Raw genomic sequence first — 18,159 nt, forward strand, 5'->3', positions numbered from 1 at the left:
GTTAATAACAAACGAAAGTTAAATGACTAGATCGATGAAAAAGCACTTAAGTTTACTTGTGTTATTTGTAGTAGCATATACAAATGCGCAAGAGAAAAACGTCACTAATAAAACAAAAGACACTATTATAAAAACCGAAGTTGTAAATGTGGTAACTTCATATGTTCCTAAAATTACGGATGCTTTTAAAATAAAGCAGAAACCTGTAATTGAACACACTAAAGAAACTCAGAAAAAAGCATTAGAATATCAAATATTTTCAGTGCCTGTTGCCTCTACTTTTATCCCCAAAAGTGGAACAATGAAAAAAGTTGACTTGGGCAAAAGAGAAAAGTTATACCCAAACTACGTATCGGTTGGATTCGGAAACGTACTTTCACCCTTTTTAGAAGCCTATGTAAGACGTAGTGAAAGCTACAATAGTGAATTAGGAGCGCATTTAAAGTTTTTATTATCATCTGACCCTGTAGCTGACACAGAATTAAGTAGTACTTTTTATAATATTGACCTAAACTTAAACTATACTCAACAAGAACGTTACTTTCAATGGTCGGCTGGTTTAGATGCTGAAAAAGACAAATACAACTGGTATGGTTTGCCCACCAATATTACGTTTACCGAAGCCACTTTAAGTGCTATTGAAGAAGGTCAAAGTTACAATCATATCAAAATCTTCGGTCAAGTAAAACCAGACGACTCTTATTTGGACGAAGCAAATGGCGCAATTTCATTTTTTTCAGATTCATTTGAAAGCGCAGAGTTTTTAGTGGATGGTAATGCACAATTTCGTTTTCCTTTAGATAATTTTCACCGTCAATTAAACGATTTGTATGTAAATACTACTATGCATTATTTAGGAGGCTCGTATGCTTACGCTTACGACGCCGTAACTCCTATAGAGTATAAGTTCATCACACTTGGAGTGCACCCTACTTATAAATTCAATGTACAAGATTTAGCAATTCAATTAGGAGCTAAAAGTTACTTTTCAATGGATACAGAAAATAGTGAAAACATTTTTTTCATCTATCCTGACGTGGAGATTTCTTATCCTATCGTTAAAGAACTAGCAAATGTATTTGTTGGTGCTTCTGGTGATTTAACCACAAATATGTATCAATCTTTTACAGATAACAATCCATATTTGTCTCCCACTCTTGACATGAGACAAACTAATAAAAAGTTTGATGCTTTTGGAGGAATTAGAGGTAAGCTAAACCATCAATTTAGTTATCATGCAAAAGTAAGCTATGCTGATATTGAAAATAATCCATTTTTTGTGCTGAATCAATCAAAATCGGAAGGTGATAACATTGCTGGAACTAACGGGTTTACATTCTACGGATATGAATATGGAAACTCTTTTAAAGTTATTTATGATGATATTAAGTTAATGACCTTCTTTGGTGAAGTTGCCTTTGATGGTATAAAAAACTTGACTATTGGAGCGAATGCACAGTTTAATAAATTTACCTTAACCAACGAAACAGAAGCTTGGAACACACCTAAGATAAAAGGAGAAGTTTTTGGAACCTACAAAACTACTAAATGGTTTGCTGGTGCTAACTTATACTTCGTAGGAAATCGTAATGGACGAGTTTATGATACTTTACCTGCTGAGACCTTTACTTCGATAGACTTAAAAAGTTATTTTGATGTAAACTTTAATGGAGGCTATCATTTTGATGATTCTTTTTCTGTGTTCTTAAACCTAAATAATGTTTTAAACAACAGCTATCAACGATTCAATAACTTTAACGTACAAGGATTTCAAGCAATGGGAGGTTTAACTTGGAAGTTTGACACCTTGTTCTAAACAATTAAAATATAAAACTTACATTTAGGGTGTTAAAACGAATACCCAAATGAAAAAACGAACCTTTTTACTACTTACAAGCATTGCTTTTTTTGCTTGTAAAACAGAACAAAAACAACTTACTACCGCTTCTAATACTTATACAGAAGTAAACTACCAACAAGACTCTACACAGATAAAAAAACTATTCAGTACCGCACTTACCCAGGGTAAATCATACGAATGGTTACGCGATTTAACACAAAACATTGGAAGTCGTTTATCAGGATCAGAAGGAGCTGCTAAGTCTGTTATTTGGGGAGAAAAACTCATGAAAGAAGTTGGTTTAGACTCTGTTTGGCTACAACCTGTTATGGTACCTCATTGGGTTCGTGGAGAAAAAGAAGTTGCTCATTATGAATTTAACGGAGAAAAAATAAATGTTCCCATTTGTGCTTTAGGAGGTTCAATTGCAACACCAACTAATGGAATTACTGCTGAAGTTATTGAAGTTAAAAACATTGAAGAAGCCAAAAAGTTAGGAGATAAAGCCAACGGAAAAATTGTGTTCTTTAACGGTGCTTTTGACAACACACTTATTAATACCTTCCAAGCTTATGGAGGCTGTGTAGGACAGCGCTATGGCGGAGCTGCTATAGTTGGAAAATTTGGAGCAAAAGCAGTCATTGTTCGTTCTATGACTAACGGAATTGATGATTATCCACACACAGGTTCTATGGGGTACGGCGATATTCCAAAAGAAGAATACATTCCAGCAGCTGCTATAAGTTCTCGTGCTGCAGAAAATTTAAGTAAGCATTTACAAGAAAAACCTAACTTACAGTTTTACTTTAAACAAAGTTGTGAAAACTTACCTGATGCCCCTTCACACAATGTTGTAGGAGAAATTAAAGGAAGTGAATACCCTAACAAAATTATGGTAATTGGTGGACATTTAGATTCTTGGGATTTAGGAGAAGGAGCACACGATGATGGAACAGGAATTGTACAGTCTTTAGAAGTTGCTTATCTATTAAAAAAGAACAATATTCAACCAAAAAACACCGTACGCATTGTCTTTTTTATGAATGAGGAAAATGGTTTACGAGGAGCAACAGAATATGCTCGTTTAGCCAAACAAAACAACGAATTACATATTGGAGCATTAGAATCTGATGCAGGTGGTCATACCCCTAGAGGTTTTTCTATCGATGCTAATGAAAGAAACTTACAACTAGTTCAAAGCTGGAAAAAGCTGTTGGCTCCTTACGGATTACATGATATTACTGCTGGAGGTAGCGGTGCAGATATCGGTCCTTTAAAAGACGACCATGTTACCTTAGTAGGCTACCGACCAGATTCACAGCGCTATTTTGATTACCATCATGCCGCTACAGATACGTTTGACAAAGTTAATAAACGCGAATTAGAACTAGGTAGCGCCTCTATGGCGAGTATTGTATATTTAATGGATACATATTTATACAACGAAGAAGCTTTAAAACCTTAATTCATGGATACTCTTATCATAGTATTAAGAATCATATTCGGACTATTTTTCGCTTTTGCAGGGATTATGCACTTTATAAAGCCTAAGATTTTCAATCGCTTTATCCCTAATTTTCTTCCAAAATTAGCAATAAACTATATAGCTGGTTTATTAGAGCTGGTAATAGGTATTGGATTACTAATTAATCAAACTTCCAAACAAGCAGCCTTAGCAATGTTGGTATTAATGTTAATTTTCTTACCTATTCATATTTGGGATGTTTTCAGGGAAAAACCTGCAATCGGATCTAAAAAAATAGCCATTATAAGAGTACCTCTTCAGTTTTTACTATTATATATCGCTTATTTAATTTATACATACTAATACTCCTTAATCAAGAAGTATTATAGAAAAACTGTACTAAAGCGACATTTAAAACTTAGTTTTAAATGTCGCTTTTTCATCCCATCCACAACACAACCTCAATACTCTTAAAAAAAATAAAAATATTTTAAAAAAATCCTATCAAAACACACAACAACCTACAACACTACAAATCAAATCGCTAACAAATATCACTTTCTTGATTTTCATATAAAAAAAAACATAAAATTCACTTCTTTTTAACATTAATTTATATAAAACATTAGGGTTTTTAGCAATTCACTTGTTTTAGTACTGAAATTTTATTCTAGAAAAAATTACGCTATATCCATATTCGGATACCTTTTATTATTTATTAATTTTAACATAACACGCATGAAAAATAAAAAAACTCATGGAAGAAAGTATTCTTTTACCCCTAAAGTACTCTTACTTCTTTTTGTTGCCCTTTTAATTAACTCTTCTCTTTCTGCTCAAAATAAATTTAGAGTAAGTTTTTCAGGAGGATTAAATAACAATGATATTACTTATAGCGCCAACAACAGAGTAGATACCGAATATACAAATGAGGATGGAAACTACTTTAAAGCAGGTTTCAACTTTAACGTTTATAAACACATTAGTATACAAACAGGGATAACCTACCTTAATAAAAACTATAGATTTCAAAGAACAGGAACACGAGAAGGCGTTTCTACCCTTCATAGGTCGAGATATTTCAACATTCCCGTAATGGTAGGAATACAACCACTACATCAAGCATTAAAAGACACCAAATTTAACTTTGAAGTTTTTGCAGGAACTTATGTAGGCTGGTGGAACTCTCTTAAAAGAGAAAGTACAGTTGAAGTTTTTGGAGAACTTGATTTTGATGGTTTCCCTAAGAAAACAGTAACTGAAACTTACGACTTTGATAAAAATGAAAATCATTTTAACAGAGTTGATTATGGCCTACAAGCTGAAACTAGATTAGGCTATAACTTTTACAAAAACTTAAGCCTATTTGTTGAATACTCTTTTATGTATGGTTTATCTGACAACCAAAAAGAACAATTAAGAAATACTTCTAATTATTATTATACCACCTCTAATTATGGTATAGGAATATCTTACAACTTTTAAAAACTAAATTATTATGAAAAAACTTAAATACATATTACAAATATTTATAGTAGTTCTATCATTACAAACTCTTCAATCTTGTAGAGAAGACGCTTTAGAAGTAGCTGAATTAGACAGAACTGATGTAGCTAGTTATTCGGATCTTTTCAATGCTTTTTGGGATACCATGAATAACGATTATAACTACTTTAACGAACAAGAAGAAAGTTGGGACAATGTATACAAAAAATACAGTCCAAAATTTAAAGGACTAACAACTTTTAATAAGGCAGATGCAAGTCCTATTGAAGCTGAAAAAGAAGCCAACTTAGCCTTCAAATATTTTGCTGAAATTATTACTGGAAAAGTTTTAGATCAACATTTTGGTTTAAGTGTAACCATTCCTTTACCTAGTGTTAAATTACCAGGTCGTAGCGCTTCTATCTCTGCTGGTTTTTCTAGTAATATGAAGTACAAGTATACTGAAGAAGACGGTTTTGTTAACTTTGGAAGAAATCAAAGGAACCCAAAAGTTAACAAAGATGAAGTAAGCTTGGTTATGACTAATGACAAGCTAGACCCTACTACAATTGTTCAAGAAGGTCCTATTTTAGCTGGTTTCTTAAAAAGTGCCCCAGAAACAATGTATATTCAGTTAACTAGTTTTGAGGTTTATCCAACTGCTATAATAGAAGGAGCATTCCCTTTATTAGAAGACATTAGCGGTATTGATGGTATTAATCAATCGTATTTTGATGACTTAAAAAAATTAGATAATGAAGCTGGTACTGAGTTTGAAGCTTTGATGAAGGGTAATTTATCCTCTTTTAAAACACTAGTAAACACAGTAATTAATTCTAACGAGTATAAAACTTACATAAGCGCTCTTGACAACTTTAAAAACACTGAGTTAATTAGCGACTTTGAAAACAGTTTAGCTCCTTTAGCTAGCTTTACACAGGCTGCTAAAAACGAGTTTAAAACAAAACATGCAACTGTATTACCTATATTAGGCGCTTATTACAATGCTCCAACTACTACAGAAGCACAAAAAGAAGCTGTTAATATATTATACGGAATTTACAATAAGCGCATAACAACTTACCAAAAAGTTTCTAGCTTTGCTAGTACCATTTCTTTTTTTGGCTTTACATTTACTGATGAATTTGACGAATTGTTAAATTCTATCACTTCAAATTACAATTTTGATCTTTATCAAAAATTATACAACCCTATAACCAATGGTACAGCAAAAAAAATAATTTTAGATTTACGTGGTAACGGTGGTGGATATGTAATTGATGCCCGTATTTTTACCGAAAGATTTATAACGCAACAAAAAGTTTGGGGATACCAAAGAACAAAAGAAGGCAATGGTCGTTTTAATTACAGTCCATGGACGCCAGTAGAAACAAAACCTCACAAATTTGCCCTTGAACAAAATATTCCTATAGCAGTTTTAATTGACGAAAACTCTTTTAGCATGGCAGAAATCAGTACTATGATGATTAAATCTCAAGGAGACCATGTAACAATCGTTGGAGACAATAGCGGTGGTGGTACTGCAGGCTTAGGAGGCCAAGATTCATTTAATGGAGGAAATAGATTAAGCAACGGATATTTAGAATTTTACATGCCTTTAATGGCATTTAAAAATAGTAAAGGAAAAGTTGTTGAAGCGATTGGTGTTGCTCCAGATGTAAAAACTATCCCTACACAAGAACAAGTAGATGAATTAACAACAACTTATATTGATCCTGCTTTTGACGCTGCTTTACAAGCCGTTAGTAAATAGGAACTTTTTCTGTTATGTATTTTTATAAAAGGAAAACTAGTTTTAGTTTTCCTTTTTTTGTTTAAGTTTAAATACATTTGAACATCTATACCTTTAACACAATACCAACCATGAAAAAAACACTACTCCCTCTACTTGCTTTTAGTTTCCTACTTTCTTGTAAACAAAAAGAAAAAGTAGACACTATTGTTATTAATTCCAATACCTATACAGTAAACTCTAATTTTGATACCGCTGAAAGTTTCGCTATTAAAGATGGAAAATTTATAGCCATAGGAAACAATAAAGAAATTCAAGAAAAATATAGCACATTCAACATTATTGATGCCAAAAACAACCCAATATACCCAGGATTTATAGATGCACATTGCCATTTTTACGGACTAGGCTTACAACAACAAAAAGTAGATTTAGTTGGAACTGAAAGTTATGATGAAGTACTACAACGCTTAATTGCTTTTCAAAAAGAAAAAAGCACAACCTACATCACAGGTCGTGGATGGGATCAAAATGATTGGGAAGTAAAAGAATTCCCTACCAAAGAAAAATTGGATAGTATATTTCCAAACACACCGGTAGCCATTCGTAGAATTGATGGTCACGCAATGCTAGTCAATCAAGCTGCTATTAATTTAGCTGGAATAACTCTTGACTCAAAAATTAACGGAGGAGAATTTATAAAAAAGGACGGCAAGCTAACAGGAGTACTTATTGACAATGCGATGAATTTTGTTAACAACCCAAAACCATCAAAAAAGGAGCAAATTCAAGCGTTAAAAGATGCTGAAAAAATATGTTTCGATTTAGGATTAACTACCGTTGACGATGCTGGTTTAGATAAAGAAGTTATTGGATTAATTGATAGCTTACAACAATCTGGAGGTTTAAAAATGCGTATATACGCTATGATTTCAAACAATCAAAAAAATCTTGATTACTACCTCGACAAAGGCATCATTAAAACTGATAGATTAAACGTTCGTTCTGTAAAGGTTTATTCTGACGGAGCTCTAGGTTCTCGAGGAGCTGCTCTTAAAGATGAATATTCTGATAAGAAAGGACATTTTGGTGCTTTGGTAAATTCCTATGAGAACCTACAAAAAGTAGCAAAGAGAATCGCTGCTTCCGACTATCAAATGAACACCCATGCTATTGGTGACTCTGCCAATTATGTGATGTTAAAAACCTACAACGAAGTATTGAAAAATAAAACTGACAGACGTTGGCGTATTGAACACGCTCAAATTGTAGATCTGAATGACTTTGATTTATTCAAAAATGTACTTCCTTCTATTCAACCCACACACGCCACTTCTGATATGTATTGGGCAGAAGACCGAGTAGGTGCAGAAAGAATAAAAGGAGCTTACGCCTTTAACGACTTATTAAAAGAATACGGAAAAGTTGCTTTAGGAACCGATTTTCCTATTGAACATGTAAGTCCATTATATACTTTTTACGCAGCTACTATCAGAAAAGATTTAAAAGGGTATCCTGAAAAAGGCTATCAAATGGAAAATGCTTTATCTAGAGAAAATGCCTTAAAAGGAATGACCATTTGGAATGCCTATGCAAATTTTGAGGAAAACGAAAAGGGAAGTATAGAAGTTGGTAAAGTAGCTGATTTTATAATTCTTGATAAGGATATAATGGCTATTGACGGAAAAGAAATTCCGAATACAAAAGTTTTAGCAACCTATATTAATGGTGAAAAAGTAAATTAAAAACAAAAAAATCGACTAAACAAAAAAGCCTTAGAAAATATTTTCTAAGGCTTTTGCTATTTAATAAAATAATTTATTCTATATAAAATGTCCTATTCTGTGGAGCATAAGTTATTCTATTTTGACAAATAGTAGCACAACTACCAGATTGTAAACATTTATAAATTAACTTACCACATGAAAACTTTCCATCACAACCTTTGGTAAATTCATCTGTCCCTCCTTTACAAGTTACTTCATATGCACTCTCTTCGATTCTTCTTTGAATATCTGCTTCACTATCTAAAACAAAAAAATCTGCTTCAGCTTCAATAGAACTAAGATACTCAATAGTGTTATTCTTCTTATCATACTTAACATCTATGTATAAGACATTTTCATCATTTGATGTTTGTATATCCATAGCCGCTACTTTAGAAAAAAACTCATCTGGACTCATTTTTGTATCCGTCAAAGTATCAAGAGATTCATTATCATTACAAGATACTAGACCAAATACCATAATTAATAACCCTAAAATAATCTTTCTTTTTTTCATAATAAATAAAATTTAAAACCAAATTAAACAACTAATATACAGCTATTTAACAAAAAAAACGCATCTTTTTTTATTCTTTGTAGTCTGATTTATAAAGTCAACAAATCATGACACAACTACAACGAAAACAAGAATTTTACAATCAATTAATCTTAGCTAAAAAGGCACTTAAAAGCAAAAGCTTTCGAGTGTCTTTTTATCATTTAGAAAACGCTCATATATTGGGACAAAAACATGTATATAGACATACTTTATCTCATTATTGGATGTTGATTTACGGAATAAAAACAAACAGTAGTAAAGAAATTATTGGACAATTTTTCAGAATTATAGCTTCAATTTTATTTACTTTAATTTGGGTCCCTACAGGAAATACAGGTGGCTCTAACATATCTGCAATTAAACCTATTCCTGTTAGAAAAGACCTTCAAAAATATTTTTAACAATAAATGCATCTTTATACTCATTTTCTAGTCTACTATACAAACACACAAAACAAATAATATCATGAAAAACAATAATCAATGCACCTGCACTTGCGAAGGATGTAAAACAGGAGACTGCTCAAATTGTACTTGTGAAAACTGCACGTGTAATAACTGTAACTGTTAATTAAATCAACTTTTAAAATTCTTGTCACTCTGAACACAATGAAAACAAAATATTCATTTTATTCAGCGTGGCATTTTTCGTAAATTTACTAGCATGGCAACACAACAAGCTTGGAAAAAATACGCAGATGATGTAAAACACTTTATTTTAAGTAAAGTGAAAGACCCCAATGCGACTGATGACCTCTTACAAGAAACATTTATAAAAGTTCATACGAAACTTCACACCTTAAACGACATTACCAAACTAAAATCTTGGATTTTTACGATTGCTCGGAATACGATGATGGATTACTTCAAAAACACTAACCAAACAGTTGAATTAAACAATTTTGAAGCACAAACAGACACAAAAGAACACGAACATACCGAAAAAGATTGTCTTCGTGCAATCATACAAGATTTACCAAAAAAATATAGAGATCCGCTGTTTTTATCAGACATAAAAGGGTTAAAACAACAAGAAGTTGCTGATACTTTACAGCAAAATTTACCTACTACAAAATCTCAAATTCAACGTGCTCGTAAATTGATTGCACAAGGTTTTATGGATTGCTGTGGATTTTCACTTAACGAAGAAGGAAAGTTAGTAGGTGAAATTCAAGACAAAGAAGATTGTAAAGTTTGCAAGTAAGTTATATCTTCAACTTTTCTTCTAACGTATTTTTTTACTATGGTTTCATTCTTTATCAACTTTTATCGCTTTTGTAAACTTGTTTTTATAGGTATCAAAAAAGATACTGAATTTAGATATTTATTCTTTTTCCTTTCTATTCTATTAACGAGCTCTACTATATTCTATCACAAAATTGAACATTGGGAAGTTATAGACTCTTTATACTTCTCTGTAATGACAATGGCAACGGTAGGTTATGGAGACTTCGTACCCACACATAACATTAGTAAAATATTTACAATAATATATACCTTTCTATCTATCGGAACTTTTGTTGCCTTTACCGCTAAAATTGTGCAGTTTACATTGCAAAAAGACAATCAAAAAACACCTTTGCATAAACTAACATCCAAGTTTAAAAATAAGAATCCGTAATTTTTTAAAACTTTCGTAATTTTGTGTAAATTCAACACTAAATGAAGATATCACAAAATATAAAAGTTGCTGTAGATGCTGTTGTTTTTGGTTACCAACAAAAAGAACTCTCTGTCTTATTAATAAAAAGAGGCATCGAACCTTTTAAAGGAGCTTGGGCATTACCTGGTGGATTGGTTTTAGAAAACGAATCACTAGAACATGCTGTTGAAAGAGAACTATTAGAAGAAACTGGAGTCACTATTGATTATCTTGAACAATTGTACACTTTTGGAACCCCAAAAAGAGACCCAAGAAACAGAGTTATTTCTGTTACCTATTTTGGTTTGGTAAGTCCCAATCATTTTAAAATTAGTGCTGATACTGATGCAGCTGAAGTACAATGGTTCCCTATTCATGAACTACCCAAACTAGCTTTTGACCACAATCGTATTTTAACCACAGCTTTACAAAGACTTCAAAACAAAATAAACTACCAACCTATTGGTTTTGAATTACTAAAAAAAGAGTTTCCTTTTTCTGATTTAGAAAATTTGTATCAAACTATTCTTGACCAAAAAATTGACCGTCGTAATTTTAGAAAAAAAATTATGAGCTTTGGGATACTTACCGAAACCGACAAAATACACCAACCATCTAGCGGTAGACCTGCAAAACTATTTAAATTCAATGCTAAGAAATATAAAGAACTAGAAAAGAAAGGCTTCCACTTCGAAATTAAGTTTGCGTAAAAAAAACACTAAAACATTTTTTATTTTAAAAAACCACATTATATTTGTGTAAAAATTACGCAATATGATTTTAAACTTAGACAATAACTTTACTCCTTACGGAACAGAAAACAATATAGACTATAATTTCTTTACTTTTTCAGGAGGGGAACCGCATATTAAAATCATTTCTAAACTTGAAAATGTAACAGAAGTAACAATTACACATCGTATTCAGTCTTTTAATGATATCGGTACACTTTTATTGGCTACTAATGCATTAAAAAACATGGGTATTACAAAGTTACACGTTGTCCTTCCCTATTTTCCAGCCGCTCGTCAAGACAGATTAATGGTATCAGGCGAACCTTTATCGGTAAAAGTATATGCAGATATTATAAATACACAAAACTTTGAGTCAGTAACTGTTTTCGATCCACATTCTGAGGTAACTCCTGCCCTATTGAATAACTGTATAATTATAGATAACCACAAATTCATAGAGCGCATTACTCAACAATTATCAGATAATTTACTACTAATTTCTCCTGACGGAGGTGCTTTAAAAAAGATATATAAAGTTGCTTCGTATCTTCAAAATTATGAAGTAATTGAATGCTCCAAAAGCCGAAACGTAAAAACGGGTCAGCTAACAGGTTTTAAAGTATATGCTGATAATTTACAAGGTAAAGATTGTTTAATTGTGGATGATATTTGTGATGGAGGCGGAACTTTTTTAGGGCTAGCTAAAGAATTAAAAGCTAAGAATGCTGGAAACCTATACTTAGCCGTAAGTCACGGAATATTTAGTAAAGGTTTTGATGAACTTGAAAAACACTTCACCAAAATTTTCACTACAGATAGTTTTAAAACTATTGAAAACCATAATTGTATACAGATTGAACTGGGGAAATTGCTATAAAAACCATAAAAAAATTGCTATGAAAAACAACATTATTAAATCAACATTTATTGGATTAGCTGTAGCTGATGCTATAGGGGTACCTGTAGAGTTTACAAACAGGCAAGAGTTAAAACAAAACCCTGTAATAAACATGAGAGAGTTTGGAACACATCATCAACCCAAAGGAACTTGGTCAGATGATAGTTCTCTTACATTTTGTTTAGCTGAAAGTTTATGTCAAGGATACGATTTAGTGGATATTTCATATAAATTTATCCAATGGATGAATGCTGAGATATGGACTCCACACGGTAATGTTTTTGATATCGGAATCCAAACGCGAAAAGCGATTGAACAACTTTCAAAAATCATAAATAAAAAAGACTATAAAGAACTAGAAATTTTAAAATATTCTGATGATGAATATACCAATGGTAATGGTTCATTAATGAGAATTGTTCCTTTACTCTTTTACATAAAGGATAAAAAAATAAAGGACCAGTTTAATATTATTTGGCAAGTTTCATCACTAACACATCCCCACATAAGATCGGCAATTTCTTGTTTAATATATTTAAAATTAGCTGAATATATTTTAAATGGATTTTCAATTATAGATTCATATAAAAAGATGCAAAAGGAAATTACTGTCTTTTTTTCAGAAAGAAATATTTCTTCTTACGAGCAAAATCATTTCTCTAGAATTTTAAAGCAAGATATATCTAGTTTAAAAGAAGAAGATATAAATTCCAGTGGCTATGTTCTACATACATTAGAAGCTTCACTGTGGTGTCTACTCAGCACTTCTAATTATAGTGAGGCAGTTTTAAAAGCTGTAAATTTAGGGGATGATACTGATACTACAGCTACTGTAGTTGGAGCTATTGCTGGTATGTATTATGGAATAGATAATATACCTCAAGAATGGGTAGATTCATTAGTAAGAAAAGATGATATTATTCTCTTAAGTCAACAATTCTCAAAAAAATATCGTTATGAGAATTAACCGATAAAAACGTAACAAACATTGCTTACGTTTTTGAATAAAATTGAAAAAAAATGAATGAGAAAAACACAAAAAGAATAAGTAAGTTTTTAAGCCTGATATTAAGGCATCAACCTGAAAAAATTGGATTAAAATTAGATATCAGTGGATGGGCTTCAGTAGAAGAACTTTTGAACAAATCAAGCAACAACGGAGTTTCATTTACTAAAGAAGAATTGGATTTAGTTGTAAAAACAAACGATAAACAACGGTTTTCATTTAACGAAGACAAAACAAAAATAAGAGCCAATCAAGGACATTCCTTAAAAAATGTAACCATAGTAACTGAAACAAAGACTCCCCCTCTCTTTTTATACCATGGAACAGTAGCTAAATTTATTCCTTCCATAAAAGAAAACGGATTACAAAAAATGAGTAGGCAACATGTTCATTTGAGTTCTGACCTAGAAACTGCTAAAAAAGTAGGTAGCAGAAGAGGTAAACCTATAATTTTGACTGTTCAGTCAGGTGCTATGCATAAAAAAAATTATGAGTTCTTTTTATCTGAAAATGGAGTTTGGTTAACTAACCTTGTCCCGGCTGAATTTATTGAATTTGAAGATTTATAACAGTATGAAAACATTTGTCATTGGTGATATTCATGGAGGCTTAAAAGCCTTACCCCAAGTTTTAAAAAAAGCCAAAATCACTATAGAAGATACCTTAATTTTTCTTGGTGATTATGTAGATGGCTGGAGTGAATCTGCACAAGTCATTGATTTTTTAATAGAGTTAAACAAAAAACATGAATGTATTTTCATTAAAGGAAATCATGATTTGTGGTGTGAAGACTGGTTGAGAACTGGTGAAGGTGAAGCCATTTGGTTAGCACATGGTGGCGAAGAAACCAAAAAAAGCTACGAATCTTATTCAGAAGAACAAAAACATGAACATCTGGCATTTTTTCAACAAATGAAACCTTACCATATCGATAGTAAAAATCGTTTGTTTATTCATGCTGGTTTTACCTCTATGCACGGAGTGGAAAAAGAAACATTCAAATTAAATTATCATTTTGATAGAACCTTATGGGAAACAGCGTTGGCTACTGATAAAAACTTATCTGAAAAATCTGAACTATACCCAGAGAGGTTTACACACTATTCAGAAATATACATTGGTCACACCCCAACTATACGCTATAATTCACCAAACCCTATAAACGCTTTAAATCTATGGAATATTGATACAGGAGCTGCATTTACAGGATGTTTAACAATTATGGATATCGACAGCAAAGAGTTTTGGCAAAGCAATCCAATAAAAACGCTATATCCAAACGAAAAAGGAAGGAATTAAAAGATATTTTAACTTATCTAAAAAGTAAACATTCAATAATTTTACGAAATATCCTTAGAAGTAACATGCTAGAACAAGATCATTATCAAAAGCTAAACTTAAAATATAATCCTTTTTCATTTCTAAATGACCAAGAATTACTAAAGGTTACAGAAGAACGAATCAACCTTAACGATTTGGCTTTAAAAACAATGTCAACCAGTTCTTGTTTTATTGAGTTTTATGGTAAAAAAGGAAAGGGAAAATCAACTCTTTTACAATCATTACACTCAAAGCACTTAGCTAACTCAACTTTCTTCAAACTAAAGAAGAAAGAACATTCATATATAAATACAATCCCTGGCATTCTCATTATAGACTCCTTTCAGCTCTTGTCCACAAAAAACAAACTGGAACTACTTACAAATCAAAACAAACTAATTATTGGTGCACACTACTCTCATAAAATTCCGTATTTCCCGAAAAGAAAATTATATAAAAAAATAAATTTTAGCAAACTAGAATTAGACATAAACCTTTTAAGAAAAATTGTACATAAAAGAATTGAACTTGCCTGTTTAGATTCTCAAAAAGAATCTATAAAAATTAAAGATGCACATCTTCAAAAATTATTAGAAGATCACGGTAATAATTTACGAGAAATTCAACTATCCTTGTATGATTTTTTCTTAAACCTCAATAACGAACTATATGAGTTATCAACAATTTGTAGATATTAAGGTTACACTTGACAAAAACGAGTTTCAAGCAAATGAGACAATTTCTGGTGAAGTTTTTATTAAAAACCATAGTCCTATTCACTTAGATATTGAAAACATTCAAATTAAATTATCTATAAAACACCAAGGCAAGGGAGAAACTGATGAAATTACTTTGGACTATTATTCCATAAACGATTGTGAAAAAATTTCTAAAGGCCAAACGATAGCTTCTGCATTTACCTTTAAACCTGTTTATAACGTTTCTTTTATTGGGGAAAATATGACACAAACGGTTTTGCTAACAGCTAAAGTCGACATAAAAAAGGAAAGTGAAAAACAGTTACGAAAAGAAAAATTATCTGACTTTAAAATAGGAGGTTATTTAAAAGGGCTCATTCGTCCTGATTTTTATCATGAAATTCCCATCTTACTAATAAAAGGAAACTCCACTTATAAATTTAAAAAAACTTCAGGTAGCATCAAACCCGGTATCAAAAAAGCGCAAACAATTTTATTTTTTGGTCTTATCATAACAGGAATTATAAGTGCTATAATTTATTCACAACTAGGTAGGTTAGAGGTTTTTTATGTCTTTTTAAGCATATATGCCATACTGTGCGGAATAGTTTATTTTTATAAAATACAACCTTCACTGGCTATTGGGGCAATTAACTACAAACTAGAAGCATTAGATGAACACTACTACCAAACTAACTTCAGGTTAAAAAAAAGAACAAATACAATACAACATATAAACTGTCAGTTAATAGGAAAAGAAAAGGTTACCTATGATAACGGTAGTAGTAGATCAACCAGTATTAAAACTTTTTATGAAGGAGAAAAAACAAAAGTAACCCCTATAAATATTTCATCCTTTAAATCTAAATTCCCCGAAGAATCACTCCCTATCTCTATTAAAAATAACGATTTTGAAATTATATGGTACCTTAAAATCGCAGTGTATACAAGAAACAATAAACGCATAGAAGGAGAAGACCTAATTCTTATAGACTTCGAAAAATTACTATAATTATTTATAAAAAAAATTAAGGTTCTGTTGTGAAGTAAATTTAATTTGCGTAAATTTGACACAAACAAAATAACAAACTATGAATCCATTATTATATACAGACGGTTATAAAGTAGACCACAGAAGACAATACCCTAACAACACTACGTTAGTATATTCAAACTGGACACCAAGAAAAAGTAGAATTCAAGGAGTTGAAAAAGTAGTTTTTTTCGGACTGCAATACTTCATCAAAAAATATATCATTGAAGAATTTCAAACCAACTTCTTTAACAAACCAAAAGAAGAAATTTGCAAACAATACAGCAGAAGAATTAATAACTATTTAGGCGAAAACCAAGTAGGTATTGAACATATTGCAGCATTACACGATTTAGGGTACATTCCTATGACTTTTAAAGCATTGCCAGAGGGTGTAGAAGTTCCTATTAGAGTACCAATGTTTACTATGTATAATACATTGCCAGAATTCTTTTGGCTAACCAACTATTTTGAAACCTTATTATCAACCACTGTTTGGTTACCTTGTAATTCTGCAACCATTGCAAAACAATACAGGCAACTATTAGATAAATACGCACAAGAAACCTCATCTGTTCCTGAAATGGTAGATTGGCAAGGACACGACTTTTCTATGAGAGGAATGGCTGGTTTAGAAGCTGCTGAAATGAGCGCTGCGGGTCACCTATTAAGTTTTACTGGAACAGATACTATACCAGCTGTAGACTTTTTAGAAAAGTATTACAATGCAGATTCTGATAATGAATTGATTGGTGGTTCTGTTGCGGCAACGGAACACTCTGTAATGTGTATGGGAACCAATAGCGGTGAAGAAGAGACTTTTAAAAGATTAATTACGGAAGTATATCCAAATGGCATCGTTTCTATTGTTTCTGATACGTGGGATTTATGGAAAGTACTTACCGAATATTTACCTAACTTAAAAGAAGAAGTCTTAGCTAGAGATGGTAAAGTGGTGATTAGACCTGATAGCGGTGACCCTGTGGATATTATTTGTGGAAATACAAACGGTAAGACAGAAGTAGAACAAAAAGGAGTTATACAACTGCTTTGGGAAGTTTTTGGAGGTACAACCAATGTAAAAGGATATAAAGAACTAGATAGTCATATTGGAGCTATTTATGGTGATAGTATTACCCTTGAAAGAGCCACACAAATTTGTGAACGCTTAAAACAAAAAGGATTTGCCTCTACTAATATAGTGCTAGGAATTGGTTCTTTCACTTATCAATACAACACCAGAGATACTTTTGGATTTGCCATGAAAGCTACCTACGGAGAAGTAGATGGAGAAGGAAGAGAAATCTTTAAAGACCCAATTACCGATGACGGAACAAAAAAATCTGCCAAAGGATTATTAAAAATAGCGCTAGAAGATGGAGAGTATACATTACACGATCAAGTAAGCTGGGAAGAAGAACAAGAAGGCGAATTACAAGAAGTTTTTAGAGACGGAAAATTGTTAGTTGATGAAAAACTAAGTGAAATAAGACTTCGTACAAAAAACAGTGTATTAGAATTTTCAAAATAAAAAAAGTAGGAGTTTTACTCCTGCTTTTTTTATTTAGAAGCCTCATAAAAATACTAAATACCAACACCTTACATAAAACTCAATTTGCTGAACTCTTGATTTTTTTGTATCTTATAAGGAACTAAAAAGAAACTTATGACAGATCAAGAGCAAAAAAGACTCGATACAATGAATTCCGTTTTAGTTAAAATGGAAGACATTAAAAACACGCAAAAAAGTTTAATTGAAAAAATTGGTGTGGTTGAAGTTCAACTATTCGATATCCAGTCAAAAGATTTAGACAAAGAACTCGAAAAAGTAATGGTAAGAGCTTCTGATACCTTAAATATTATAAAACAAGCTACTGAAGCTTTTGAAATGAAACGAAACCGTTTAGAAAATGAAGCATAAACAAAAATCCGCTGTTAAGCGGATTTTTTATTCATTTATA

19 protein-coding genes are annotated in these 18,159 nt (G+C 31.7%); 18 read left to right on the forward strand and 1 reads right to left on the reverse strand.

The window, feature by feature from the left end; translation table 11 throughout:
- Positions 1–34 precede the first annotated feature (34 nt).
- The 6 genes from ACN0WY_RS01725 to ACN0WY_RS01750 all read left to right on the forward strand — a co-directional run bounded on the left by ACN0WY_RS01725 (position 35) and on the right by ACN0WY_RS01750 (position 8,288).
- Positions 35–1,816: a hypothetical protein gene (locus ACN0WY_RS01725; protein ID WP_417799347.1), complete on the forward strand. Its 1,782-nt coding sequence runs from the start codon at positions 35–37 to the stop codon at positions 1,814–1,816.
- A gap of 49 nt (positions 1,817–1,865) precedes the next feature.
- Entirely contained in the window at positions 1,866–3,305 is a 1,440-nt protein-coding gene (locus ACN0WY_RS01730; RefSeq protein ID WP_417799348.1) for a M20/M25/M40 family metallo-hydrolase, read from the forward strand.
- 3 nt (positions 3,306–3,308) lie between these two features.
- A complete protein-coding gene (locus ACN0WY_RS01735; RefSeq protein ID WP_330487453.1) occupies positions 3,309–3,668 on the forward strand; it encodes a MauE/DoxX family redox-associated membrane protein in 360 nt (119 codons plus the stop codon).
- A 375-nt stretch (positions 3,669–4,043) separates the two neighbouring features.
- Complete coding sequence (locus ACN0WY_RS01740; protein ID WP_330487454.1) at positions 4,044–4,790, forward strand: outer membrane beta-barrel protein; 747 nt, start codon at positions 4,044–4,046, stop codon at positions 4,788–4,790.
- Between the two features lie 13 nt (positions 4,791–4,803).
- Positions 4,804–6,564 carry a S41 family peptidase gene (locus ACN0WY_RS01745; protein ID WP_417799349.1) on the forward strand — a complete coding sequence of 587 codons (1,761 nt, stop codon included), beginning with the start codon at positions 4,804–4,806 and terminating at the stop codon, positions 6,562–6,564.
- Between the two features lie 110 nt (positions 6,565–6,674).
- Positions 6,675–8,288 carry an amidohydrolase gene (locus ACN0WY_RS01750; protein WP_417799350.1) on the forward strand — a complete coding sequence of 538 codons (1,614 nt, stop codon included), beginning with the start codon at positions 6,675–6,677 and terminating at the stop codon, positions 8,286–8,288.
- A gap of 73 nt (positions 8,289–8,361) precedes the next feature.
- Here the strand turns inward: ACN0WY_RS01750 and ACN0WY_RS01755 are convergent, their stop codons facing one another.
- Complete coding sequence (locus ACN0WY_RS01755; protein ID WP_417799351.1) at positions 8,362–8,790, reverse strand: hypothetical protein; 429 nt, start codon at positions 8,788–8,790, stop codon at positions 8,362–8,364.
- A gap of 143 nt (positions 8,791–8,933) precedes the next feature.
- On the opposite strand from ACN0WY_RS01755, the gene ACN0WY_RS01760 reads away from it, so the two are divergent.
- From ACN0WY_RS01760 to ACN0WY_RS01815, 12 genes are all read left to right on the forward strand, one after another.
- The gene (locus tag ACN0WY_RS01760) at positions 8,934–9,269 is read left to right on the forward strand and encodes a DUF3703 domain-containing protein (protein ID WP_417799352.1); all 336 of its coding nucleotides are present in this window, start codon (positions 8,934–8,936) and stop codon (positions 9,267–9,269) included.
- A gap of 262 nt (positions 9,270–9,531) precedes the next feature.
- Positions 9,532–10,071 carry a sigma-70 family RNA polymerase sigma factor gene (locus tag ACN0WY_RS01765; RefSeq protein ID WP_417799353.1) on the forward strand — a complete coding sequence of 180 codons (540 nt, stop codon included), beginning with the start codon at positions 9,532–9,534 and terminating at the stop codon, positions 10,069–10,071.
- A gap of 39 nt (positions 10,072–10,110) precedes the next feature.
- On the forward strand, positions 10,111–10,488 hold the full coding sequence (locus ACN0WY_RS01770) for a potassium channel family protein (RefSeq protein WP_417799354.1): 378 nt from the start codon (positions 10,111–10,113) through the stop codon (positions 10,486–10,488).
- A gap of 41 nt (positions 10,489–10,529) precedes the next feature.
- Positions 10,530–11,219, forward strand: a complete 690-nt coding sequence (locus tag ACN0WY_RS01775) for an NUDIX domain-containing protein (protein ID WP_417799355.1) — start codon at positions 10,530–10,532, stop codon at positions 11,217–11,219.
- A gap of 64 nt (positions 11,220–11,283) precedes the next feature.
- On the forward strand, positions 11,284–12,120 hold the full coding sequence (prs, locus tag ACN0WY_RS01780; protein WP_417799356.1) for a ribose-phosphate diphosphokinase: 837 nt from the start codon (positions 11,284–11,286) through the stop codon (positions 12,118–12,120).
- The gene (locus ACN0WY_RS01785; protein ID WP_417799357.1) at positions 12,074–13,108 is read left to right on the forward strand and encodes an ADP-ribosylglycohydrolase family protein; all 1,035 of its coding nucleotides are present in this window, start codon (positions 12,074–12,076) and stop codon (positions 13,106–13,108) included. The genes prs and ACN0WY_RS01785 overlap by 47 nt, the downstream gene beginning before the upstream one ends.
- 53 nt (positions 13,109–13,161) lie before the next feature.
- Entirely contained in the window at positions 13,162–13,716 is a 555-nt protein-coding gene (locus ACN0WY_RS01790) for an RNA 2'-phosphotransferase (protein WP_417799358.1), read from the forward strand.
- Between the two features lie 4 nt (positions 13,717–13,720).
- The gene (locus ACN0WY_RS01795; protein WP_417799359.1) at positions 13,721–14,446 is read left to right on the forward strand and encodes a metallophosphoesterase; all 726 of its coding nucleotides are present in this window, start codon (positions 13,721–13,723) and stop codon (positions 14,444–14,446) included.
- A gap of 65 nt (positions 14,447–14,511) precedes the next feature.
- Positions 14,512–15,165, forward strand: a complete 654-nt coding sequence (locus tag ACN0WY_RS01800; RefSeq protein ID WP_417799360.1) for a hypothetical protein — start codon at positions 14,512–14,514, stop codon at positions 15,163–15,165.
- Positions 15,137–16,177, forward strand: coding sequence for a hypothetical protein (locus ACN0WY_RS01805; RefSeq protein ID WP_417799361.1), 1,041 nt, complete (start codon positions 15,137–15,139; stop codon positions 16,175–16,177). Before ACN0WY_RS01800 ends, ACN0WY_RS01805 begins: the two co-directional genes overlap by 29 nt.
- A gap of 79 nt (positions 16,178–16,256) precedes the next feature.
- The gene (locus tag ACN0WY_RS01810) at positions 16,257–17,729 is read left to right on the forward strand and encodes a nicotinate phosphoribosyltransferase (protein ID WP_417799362.1); all 1,473 of its coding nucleotides are present in this window, start codon (positions 16,257–16,259) and stop codon (positions 17,727–17,729) included.
- Positions 17,730–17,864: 135 nt separating this feature from the next.
- On the forward strand, positions 17,865–18,119 hold the full coding sequence (locus tag ACN0WY_RS01815; protein WP_047788492.1) for a hypothetical protein: 255 nt from the start codon (positions 17,865–17,867) through the stop codon (positions 18,117–18,119).
- Positions 18,120–18,159: the final 40 nt, after the last annotated feature.

The organism is Tenacibaculum sp. (genome assembly GCF_048269885.1).
Lineage (GTDB): Bacteria > Bacteroidota > Bacteroidia > Flavobacteriales > Flavobacteriaceae > Polaribacter.